Source organism: Bradyrhizobium sp. WYCCWR15520 (assembly GCF_056174665.1).
This window is the reverse complement of record NZ_JBWBWM010000056.1, coordinates 25,970-35,673: the sequence shown is the minus strand read 5'-3', so window position 1 is coordinate 35,673 and position 9,704 is coordinate 25,970. Positions and strand designations below refer to the sequence as shown.

The 9,704-nt window shown below is 58.5% G+C and carries 7 protein-coding genes and 1 tRNA gene; 2 read left to right on the top strand and 6 right to left on the bottom strand.

The genetic code is table 11. The features are described from left to right. Positions 1 to 310: 310 nt before the first annotated feature. From AC0QUY_RS37980 to AC0QUY_RS37955, 6 genes are all read right to left on the bottom strand, one after another. Positions 311 to 484: a hypothetical protein gene (locus AC0QUY_RS37980; RefSeq protein WP_475391113.1), complete on the bottom strand. Its 174-nt coding sequence runs from the start codon at positions 482 to 484 to the stop codon at positions 311 to 313. Positions 485 to 807: 323 nt separating this feature from the next. Next, a tRNA-Arg gene (locus AC0QUY_RS37975) sits at positions 808 to 883 on the bottom strand. Positions 884 to 1,707: 824 nt separating this feature from the next. Continuing rightward, positions 1,708 to 2,031, bottom strand: a complete 324-nt coding sequence (locus AC0QUY_RS37970; RefSeq protein WP_475391118.1) for a septal ring lytic transglycosylase RlpA family protein — start codon at positions 2,029 to 2,031, stop codon at positions 1,708 to 1,710. Between the two features lie 866 nt (positions 2,032 to 2,897). Next, positions 2,898 to 3,650 carry a hypothetical protein gene (locus AC0QUY_RS37965; RefSeq protein ID WP_475391111.1) on the bottom strand — a complete coding sequence of 251 codons (753 nt, stop codon included), beginning with the start codon at positions 3,648 to 3,650 and terminating at the stop codon, positions 2,898 to 2,900. 317 nt (positions 3,651 to 3,967) lie between these two features. Then, positions 3,968 to 5,332: a SagB/ThcOx family dehydrogenase gene (locus AC0QUY_RS37960; protein ID WP_475391116.1), complete on the bottom strand. Its 1,365-nt coding sequence runs from the start codon at positions 5,330 to 5,332 to the stop codon at positions 3,968 to 3,970. A 111-nt stretch (positions 5,333 to 5,443) separates the two neighbouring features. Then, positions 5,444 to 7,201 (bottom strand): TOMM precursor leader peptide-binding protein, encoded by a 1,758-nt coding sequence (locus AC0QUY_RS37955; protein ID WP_475391109.1) that lies wholly within the window; start codon positions 7,199 to 7,201, stop codon positions 5,444 to 5,446. Between the two features lie 36 nt (positions 7,202 to 7,237). On the opposite strand from AC0QUY_RS37955, the gene AC0QUY_RS37950 reads away from it, so the two are divergent. Next, positions 7,238 to 7,936 carry a hypothetical protein gene (locus tag AC0QUY_RS37950; RefSeq protein WP_474417079.1) on the top strand — a complete coding sequence of 233 codons (699 nt, stop codon included), beginning with the start codon at positions 7,238 to 7,240 and terminating at the stop codon, positions 7,934 to 7,936. Between the two features lie 741 nt (positions 7,937 to 8,677). Then, a complete protein-coding gene (locus AC0QUY_RS37945; RefSeq protein ID WP_475391107.1) occupies positions 8,678 to 9,547 on the top strand; it encodes a VOC family protein in 870 nt (289 codons plus the stop codon). The last annotated feature ends 157 nt before the right edge of the window (positions 9,548 to 9,704 follow it).

The window sequence follows — 9,704 nt, the reverse complement described above, 5'->3', positions numbered from 1 at the left end:
TCCGCTAAGGCAAAGACAGCCCGATCGGGAAAAAGCAAATCCCGCGCCGCATAGTTTCCCTGCGAGCATCGTCACCCGGACCGTAACGACGACTCCGTCATCAGCGGAGGGGGCAGCCTGCTCCCCCGTTGAATCGACGCGGATTTTCAAGAACGGCGACAATCGGGATTGGACTGCCGAGAAGTACCGGCTTCTGCTTGACGCACAATTCTGCCAAGAATCACACCGAGCCTGAATAGGCCATTTCGGGGCGCCTCGCAGTGGCAAAGGCCCGGCGGATGTCGTCCGGAACCGTCATGCGCCGGGCCGCCTATTCACTCCAAACGCGCTCGCCGCACTCGTCGCATTTGAAAAGATGAACTACGGACGCGCTGTCGATTTCAACGATCGTTTTTATGAGGGCAAGCTTCTTCGCGCAGATTCGGCACATTTTGTCCGACTGGTCATCAAAGGTGGCAATTTTTTCAGCCTGGAATAATTCCATGGCAGCCATCCCCGCAATAGGTTGGATACTGCCTTCGGGAAACAGTGGCAATTAGCCTTGTGGGTCGTTTCTGGCGTTTGGCTTACTGACGATAAGAGCGGCGACGGCGACTGCTAAGACGACAAGAACGATGGTGTCTGTCTCCAAGTCTGATGCGAACGAAGCGGGAAAGGCCGTGTTGCGCTCGTGTTGCGTGGAGCCATCTGTAGATGCCGGTAAGGCCTTGGAATTGTTGTCACTGGCTTGCAGCACCGGGCAACACGGTTCTTCAGGCAGAACAAAAGATGGAACATGCCAAGCTGTTGATTGATCATCGGAACTATTGGCGATCCCGGCAGGATTCGATCCTGCAACCCGCGGAGTAGAAATCCGCTGCTCGATGCTACCGTTTTGCTACCCAACAGGGCGGCACGACTTGATACCTGTCGTTACCGAAGCATGCTGCGGTTATCAAAATCCCGAATGAACCAACCAATTGCTGACTGCGCGATATTGGATCAGACGGATCAATCGAACTCCAAAACCGGGGCCCTCCGTTGAGCAGTGACATTTGGACCATTCGCCAACTGCCTAGCGGTGGGTCCGGCCAGAAAAATAATGCATCATCGCAGACCCATCAGTGCATCGGCGCGATTAGCGCATGCCCGCCCCCATTGACTTTCCTTCGCTTTTACAAATGGGGGAGATTCGCAATCCCGCTCCCCTAGATACGCGATTGCCGAAAGGACCGAAAAATCGTCGCCGGTCAGAAAAAAATCCCTGAGTGAGAGTGAGGCCGGTCACATCGAGGAGTTCTCGTCTGACTTTTGACCCACCCCCCTTAGACACTCCCCCTCCAGACCTCTGCTCCGCATATTGCACGCCAGCGTTGGTCCCATGTTTAGGCCTGCACTTGAGGCTCTTGTGTTTAGTCTTTAGGCTTTAAAAACTCGATCTCACTGGCGAACCGTCGCGGTCCGAATTACCCGCCCGCCACTGAATGGGGAAGGACCCAAAGGGGCACGCCCGAGAGCTATCGCGCTCCATGGCAAGCCTTGGACGAATGGAAGTTACAAGCAAGAAGACTATTCAAATCCTGCATTCCGGCGCCCGGGACGAAGGGACCAATCGCCGCGAACTAGGTAGCGGCGATGCTGGGCTGAATGAGGCCTGTTACCGGGACCGCGCTCGCAATTCGGGCGAAAACGGCATTTTAAACGACTAACGCTGCGATCAGCAACCTCTTAAAGCACCTCAACGCGAACCGTCGCCACGCCTCGATCAGTGATTCCTAGGCTGCGGGCTGCTCCGAGCGAAAGGTCTACGATGCGACCGCGTATCCAAGGGCCGCGATCCGTAATACGGACTATCACAGACTTGCTGCTCGCGAGATCAGTTACGCGGATTCTCGTGCCGAACGGTAGATTACGGTGAGCTGCGGTTAACGCATCCCGATTGAAGAGGGAGCCGTTTGCTGTTTTTCTTTTGGAGTATGAATAGAAGGACGCTTTTCCCGAAAACACTCGCTTCGATGAGTTTCGATCTATGCGATCATCTGGCGCCCGCATTCGTTGATTCCGTACCTCATATTCCTCTGCGGCGTTCTCCTTGGTCTGTTCGGGCGCAGGAGAAGGGGCTGGCTCCGCGTGTGCTTTTGGAATGATAGACCATCTGTCATTGAAGTCTTGCGCTACAGCAGAAGAGGCATAGCCACCTAACCAAGTTGAGAATACCGCTGTGGCGATTACTCTGAGCATAGGGCACATGATCGACCTCACAACCGAAGAAACAACTATCTTAACGCTCACTTGCGAGGCCCCGTTCCTTCGTGGCCGCGGTGGTTAGTTACCACTCAGGCAGCAAAATGCTGACGCGCCCGAAGCCGATGAACGTAGGCACCTGACAGAGCATTTCTGTGAAAAAGGCGCGCGGCTCGACTTCGACTCGTTCGAACCTTGCTGCCGCCCGATAGGATGCGTACTCGTTAGAACGCAAATCAGCGCGATAGTGCTCGCTGGTTTGCTCACGGGATGACGATGCTCGGAGGGCAACTATTTTGTTGGTAGCCCCTCCACAAGCTTTGAAACAATCTTCCCGGCAAGTTGATGCCCGATAGCTTCCAGCCGGATTCCTCAAAGTGCATGCTGATGCAGCCATCGCTGTCGTTGGCTAGCCTCACAGCAAACGCACAGGCTTAGTCGGTCGGAGGACTTCGCGCCCTTTTGAAACGTCCCGATCAATCGGCCGCCATTCGGCGCCGACCATCTGACCTTGATCCAAAGGATCATGAATGATCTCGCGTATTGGTGCAGCTCCGCGCTCGATGTGATCTGGCGATGGACCGCCGTACGCAACCAGGCAGGATGCTATGTCGAGTGCCGACCCCCCTTGCGTTTTCACAGCGATCCAATTCGACGACCTATTGTGGAGTAGGTCATCTTAATAATTCCAAGGGAACGCCGTCCCGATGCGGAACGCCGTCAACTGGAGCCCCGCTGGCTGGCCCCGAGCTCAATCCACTGCAAAGCTCTTGTTTTCTTAAATCTATGATCTTCGTGGTGCTCGCCATTTTCACTGATTTGGACCCTATCGGGCGGTGCGCCGATGGCGCCCGATCCATCCAAGTTCGCCATTCCTTCGACACAACTTGGATCAGGTTGGTCAAGCTCTTCCGCCCTCTGAGAGGACGTTCGGTGATCTTGAGGTGCCCGAGACGGCGCGCTTCATGGAGAGTTGTCTGGACAGTCGTGCGACACACCCCAGCGCGCGCTGCGATCCCATCAATCGGCAGATCACATATGCCGTGATGTTTGATTTCACCGGCAATCACACAAAGCACCGCGCGTTGCCCCTCGGTGTAGTGATGCCGCAGCGTGTCAGGCAAAGCGCTCGACCCGCCGAGGCGTCTACGTCGGTCGCGCGAGGCTTTGCGATCAGGCGATCTTTGGCGCTGTCGGGGCTTGAAGCGCGATACCAGACGGCTGTTCAGGGCAGGAGCAGGGCTTGCGATACTACGTTTGGGCTTGCGGCTTTCGATGGTCTCTGTCAGCAACTCCGCCTCTTTATCGCTGAGTTCTCTGGGCCAATAAAGCCGCCAAATACTATCGAGCAACTCGGCGAATTCGGAGGACGAGGTCGCGGCACTGATCTTGTCGTATAGCGCGGCAGCAGCAGGAGAGAGGCTCATTGATCGGCCTCGCTATCTGCCCGTCGGATAGCCGACCACGCATCCTTGCGTCTCTTGAACTCGCCTAGCGATCGATCGAGGGCGTCAAATGCCGCATAGTTGCCCGGCGCGATGCGCGAGTACCGACCCAATCGTCGGCGACCAAGATAGACAGAATGTTCGACCGGCTCCAACTTGGGTTTGGGGTCGGCTTCTGAAATGCCTTGAGTTACAATACCCGGGAGTTTCCCCAAACTTCTGGATAAGTGTCTGATGGCGCTGTGTTGCGGCTCTCCCCTAGGGAGCGCCATTTCGCATACATACTGCCTAGCTTGGGATCACCGTTTCCTGCCGCGTCCGAGCGCGAATTGACCGACCAGGCCCTCTACATGGAATTCCAGCCCTGTCATTTTTGCGAACAGATCGATGTTGCTGGTGCCGATGGCGCAGCCACCAAGGCCCATATTGGTCGCCGCCAAGTAGAACGTCTGGATCATGCTGCCAACATCCTTCAGGATCAGCGAGTATGCAATTGAGCTATATTTCCAGGAGATCCGCCCAAAACGGGCGGCGATCGTGATCAGGACTTGGGGCGGACCGGGTGCGTCCATGGCAAACTCGGCTGCTGCCGAAAGCGCCTGGAATTGCTGTGCGGAGACCCCTATCTCTACCAGCGCGTGGCCGCCCGCGTCGTAGTGGTAAAGTCCGCGTGCAAGCCCCTCGCAATTCGAGACCGCCAGATACAATTCCAGTTCGTATGCGCTGCCCGCCGACGGATAGGGTCTTGAGCTGTAGGTGATCGCAGGGCCGCCTTCGAAAGGCGCGCCGCCCTTCCATTCCGACAGGACTCGGGCAGCGCTGTCCAGGAACTGGGCGAGCTCGGCGAGCGTGATCGGATGCTCGTCATCGAAATCCCGGACTGAATGGCGTTCGCGCAACAGGCCTGCGAAGGGCGAGACCGGATCCGAGGTGAAGAACGTGCGCAGCTCGATTCTCTTGCCCGGCCACGGCGGGCGCACCGCAGGCGGCGGTGAAACGACGCTTGCATAGGCGAAGGTGCTGCCAACCGGATTGGCCTGGCGGCCTTCCGTGCTCCGCGTGTGAAACACGAGATCATGGAAATCCCAGAGAACGAGATTGCCGTCGCCTTCATTCACCCGAAGGCCGTCGCCGCTTTTCGCATCGAGCTTGAGCAGGAACTGGCTATCCAGCAGCAGTTCGAGCAGATCGAGGTTGAAGGCGGCCGCGTGGCGGCGAAGCCTGCTGATCTTCTGAGGCCGTGACAGCGCAGCGAGGGTGGCGGCAATGGCGGGGTCGCCAATTCGAAACAGCGCGCCGGCGCGCGGCGATTCCAGCACCATTTCGTTGCCGCGTCGGCGCAGATAGGCAAAGCGCGACAGCACGATGGTGTCACTCTCGCCGAGCTTTGCGCATAGCGGCCAATACTCTGGGACCTGGGGTTCGATGACCACGATGTCCTGCTCGTCACGCGGAAAGGACAGGCGGTATTCGAGCAGCCCGTGCCGTGCCAGTCGATGCGCCAGGACATCGACTTCCTTCGCGATGGCGCTCTTGCCGGCAAAGGACGCGAGCGGCAGGCCGTCGGCCAGATTCCGCGCAAGGTCCAGCGCGGCCGGACTGATATGTCCCAGATTGACAAAATAGCCGTCCACGGAGGCGGCGATGCTTCCGTCCGCCTGCATCTGAAAGGAGAAATGACCGTTCAATCGGGCGGCGATGACTGGCGCGATCTTCCTGGTCGGCTTTTTCCGGGGAGCGCGCACGAAAGAGCTGCCTTTCAAAAGACCTGCCTTTCAGGTGTGCGGCAGGAACGGCGTGAGTTCGCTTTCCAGCCGCGGGCGATCCAACAATCCAAGCCTCAACGGAACATCGTAAAGCCGGCCCGGTGCGAAGCGGCGATAGAAATGCCGCAGGCCCGGAACAAGCACGCGAACGACGGGGACCTCAACGTCGGGCCGCGTCTGGTCGAGCACAAGGAAATCGTAACCTGCCTGGGTGGCGATCTCGACACAGGCATTCACCTGATCGCGCGTATTGTCGAGAACCTTTAGGTCGGGAGCCGGCGGAACAATCGGATTGTTGCTCGGGATCAGGAACGGATAATCTTCCAGCCGCAGCGGCTTGATACCGTCAAGCGTCGGCTTCTCACCGCTGGCGCCGCCCATCATGCCAATTGACATGAACTGGGTCAGCTCGGTGAGCGAACGCAGCAGAGCGATGCGGCGATCGAAATGCGCGCCGGAACCGAACTCGATATTCTCGTGGCCGTTCTGCATCCAGTGCATGATCGCCACGTAAGTGGGAATGCCGAGATCGCTGGTGACGTCGAGCACCCACAGCCGGCGTCCGGCATCAGCAAACTGGGGTTGCAGATCCCGGACATAGGAATCGTCGAATTGCTTGAGGTCGACCTCGGCACGCTGCAGCCGGTTGTACCACCAGATGGCGTAGGCATCGCGCTCGATCAGTTCGAGAAAGCCCTGAACGATGGCTTCCTCGCGGGTGTTGCCGGCCGCGCAACCGTTGGAGTCGGTATGGAAACCGCCATAGAAGAAGTAGAGCAGGCCGGTCGGAAGATATTTGAAACGCTTGTCGCGCAACGACCAGACCGGCGACCACTCGGTCCTCATCGAGGGATCGAGCGGCTCAGGAACCGGGTGTGAATCGTTCGGCTGTTGGGCATGCCTGTTTTGAAACTGCGTTTCGCTGAAAAGTTGGATGTCATTGGGGTGAAGGGCGTCGCCGGGAGCGAAATCGGTAAAGCGGCGCGCCGTCCTGATCTCGTCACCCTGGAAAATGCCCGAATAGCGCTCGATCGCCTCCATCAGCGCGCTGGCCTCGCCCTGCTCCGCCGTGGAGCCCTTGCCGAAGCTGCCGCCGCTCAGTCCGGACCTGAGCTGATCGACGCTTTGGGCCGGCGCAGAGAAATTGTGGTGGGCGAAAAAATTGGTGTTCATCGGCAGATCGACCTCGATCCGCTCGAGCCGCGTAACCACGCCGGTCAGCGGGCTTACATGCTTGCGGAAGCGCGCCACGGTGGCCCGAGCGGTCACGGTGCGATATCCACCGCTGGTCATGATGAGCTTGCTGCCTTCGGCGATCTCGATTGAAGTCGCCGCCCGGCGTGGACTCTGCAGTTTCTTGCTCCCGCAGGTGAGACATTGCGGGCGCCGCGCGACAAAGTGCTTGGCGATGACCGCACCAGTCAGATCGAGGCTCGCAATATGATCGCGCAGATCGGTGCGAAAGCCCGAGGCAATCGCTTTGGTGATTTCGACGGCAGCGAAGTGGATTGCGGTTTGTCCAACGGTGTGCTGGACCAAGGGCGATACGGCGACCGTCTGCGCCGGTCCGCGGTCGAGAAATCCCTTGATCTCCCGGTTACGGATCATGCGATCGAACAGACAGTTCCAGCAGGCGCTCTCGCCCGGTTTGAACACGGGGCCCACCAGCGGAAACACGCCGGACGGCTGCACCAGCAGCCAGGGCGTCTTGTCAGCGACGCGTTCCCGGTTCATCTCGGCCAGCCGCCGGTCAAGATAGTCGTTCACCAACGTGATCGTAAGTTTGGGCGAACGCTTGACGATTTGAACGCCGAGTTTGCTCAAAGCCACACTCAGTTCTTTGGCGCCTTTGACATCGATCGCTTCGACCCGCACGGGGCAATTGCGGAGATTCTGCTCCGCGATCTCGAGAGGCAGGCCGAGGCTCGCCCAATATCCAGCGACGGCGCCATCGAATGCGCGCGATGCTCCTGTAACGACGTATCGGCGCTCGAGCAGCCGCTTGATTGCTTCCTCTATCTTGTCGGGTGGAAAGCTCTTCGAAAGCTGGCGAGCGATCTCTGGCGCAGATTTTCCATTTTTTCCGATCGACGTGGCCACCGCACAATACAGATCGCCGTGCAGGAAGAATTTGCGATCCTCCGAGTAGAGGCAGACCACATCGGGAGGAAGTACATAGGCGGTGAAGTTCGGCGCGAATCGCAAAGTGTCTTTGTGGGTCTTGCTCGCAACGCGGCTCTTGCGATTGGCTGTCATCGGAGCACGCGGATCTTGTTGCTTGTCATTTCAGATCGCCAGAGCAAGGCGAACCGTTCTCCTGCGGGACTCGTGCGCCCGCGCCGACCGGAATTGTTCGATTTGAGTTGGAACACACTCGCTTGTCATCGGCAAGCTGGCAGGCGAACCGCCCAACGAAAACAAGAAATTGGCCGGGTCGATCGCGAGCCCCGGCCAATGAAATCGTGGCTTGTCGATACACAATCAGAACGCGTCGTTGCCTAGCACCAGCGGCACCGCCCCCAAGATGCACAGCAACCGGCACATGCTACCCATGGCACGCCTATCCCTATCCAACCAATGCCACAGCCACCACAACCACCACAGCCGACGCCGCATCGGCAGGCTCTGCATCCACAGCCTCCGCAGCCGCGACAACCACCGCATCCGCGGAAGCCACCGCATCCCCGCATGCCACCACACCCGCGGCAGCCACCGCATCCGCGCTGGGCTAGCTGCACGCCGCTAAGGACATTTTCGTTGTCGAAGAGTTCGTTGTCGAAGAGATGGAAGGTGGCGAGACTGACGTCGGCAATTTCCTCTTCACCGAGCGTGATCATCATGCCAGGAGCGAAATTCCGCCCCTGTTGAACGTCACCGGTCGGTACAGCCGATGCCGATGCGCCTCCTGCCAGCGAAAAAGTTAATCCGGCGGCTCCCAACGCCGGCACTGCGGTTCCGGTTACTCGCTTCCTTTTCGAAGCTTGCTTCACCCGCGGCATGGTCGCATCCTCCAATGTTGCAGGAAGGATCTCCGTGAGAGTGACTCTACGCCGACCAAATAAGGCAGGCAAGATTCATGCACACACGAAAATGTAATGACGCTCGTGCAGATTGCATTCATTTTCAACGTTGTCAGCGCATTTTTGTCCATTGCAACGACGGTCCGCGCCCGCAGCGCAGATTGCAACGAGTGCGACTTGGTGCAGTGCGCAATCGTCTCCAGGCTTGAACGGAGAAATTGGCTTGGTCAGTCAACTCAGACGCTTCGCCTGGTATGAACTCCTGACCACGGACGTCGCGGCAGCAGGCGCCTTTTATGGCAAGGTCGTCGGCTGGGGTGCGAAGGATGCGTCGACTACGGAACTGGCCTACACGGTGCTTACTGCCGGAGAAGTTCCGGTAGGCGGGCTTATGGATCTCCCGGAAGAGGGGCGGCGATTGGGGGCAACTCCGAGATGGGTCGGCTACGTCGCAGTCGATGACATGGATGCGATGGCCACACGGATCAGGCGTCGTGGAGGCGCTGTCTTGCTACCGCCAACGGAAAGCAATATCGGCCGGGTTTCGGTGGTCGCCGATCCGCAAAAGGCGACTTTTGCACTGGTCAGCGGACTGACATATCGCCAACGGCAACCCGACGGGCTGGACGTGCTGGGGCACGTGGGCTGGCATGAGTTGCTGGCTGAAGACCGGAACAAGATCTTTGATTTCTATGGCGAGCTGTTTGGCTGGCAGAAGGCCCACGGTGAAACCGAACCGGCTGACCTGTATCAATTGTTTTCGGCCGCCGGGCAGACGATCGGTGGCATGCTCACCAAGCTTCCGAGCGTGCCGCAGCCGTGTTGGCTCTATTACTTCAATGTCGACGACATCGGTGCGGCCGCCAAGCGCGTCAATAACGGCGGAGGCCGGATCCTCCAGGGTCCGATCGAATTGGCTGATGGATGCTGGATCGCGCGATGCGTCGATCCCCAAGGCGCACTGTTTGCGCTGCAGGGTGCCCGAGGTCAGAGAGACGCCGAGCGACCCTCCGCCTCGGAAGTCAGTTGGTCCAGCAGGTGGGGGAGCATTGCTTCACAGGGCAGGATGGTGCTTCCCAAGACGAAGCGCTAGGCTGGGAAGCTTCGCAGGTCATCGACATCGTCAAGCTCAGCATCGGCAATTTTGCAGATCGACGCGATGTGCTCCACGTCCGGTGTTATCGCCAGGCTGGCCCAGGTGCGACCGAAGATTATACAGAAATTTCAATCACATATGAGTTCGTAGTTTT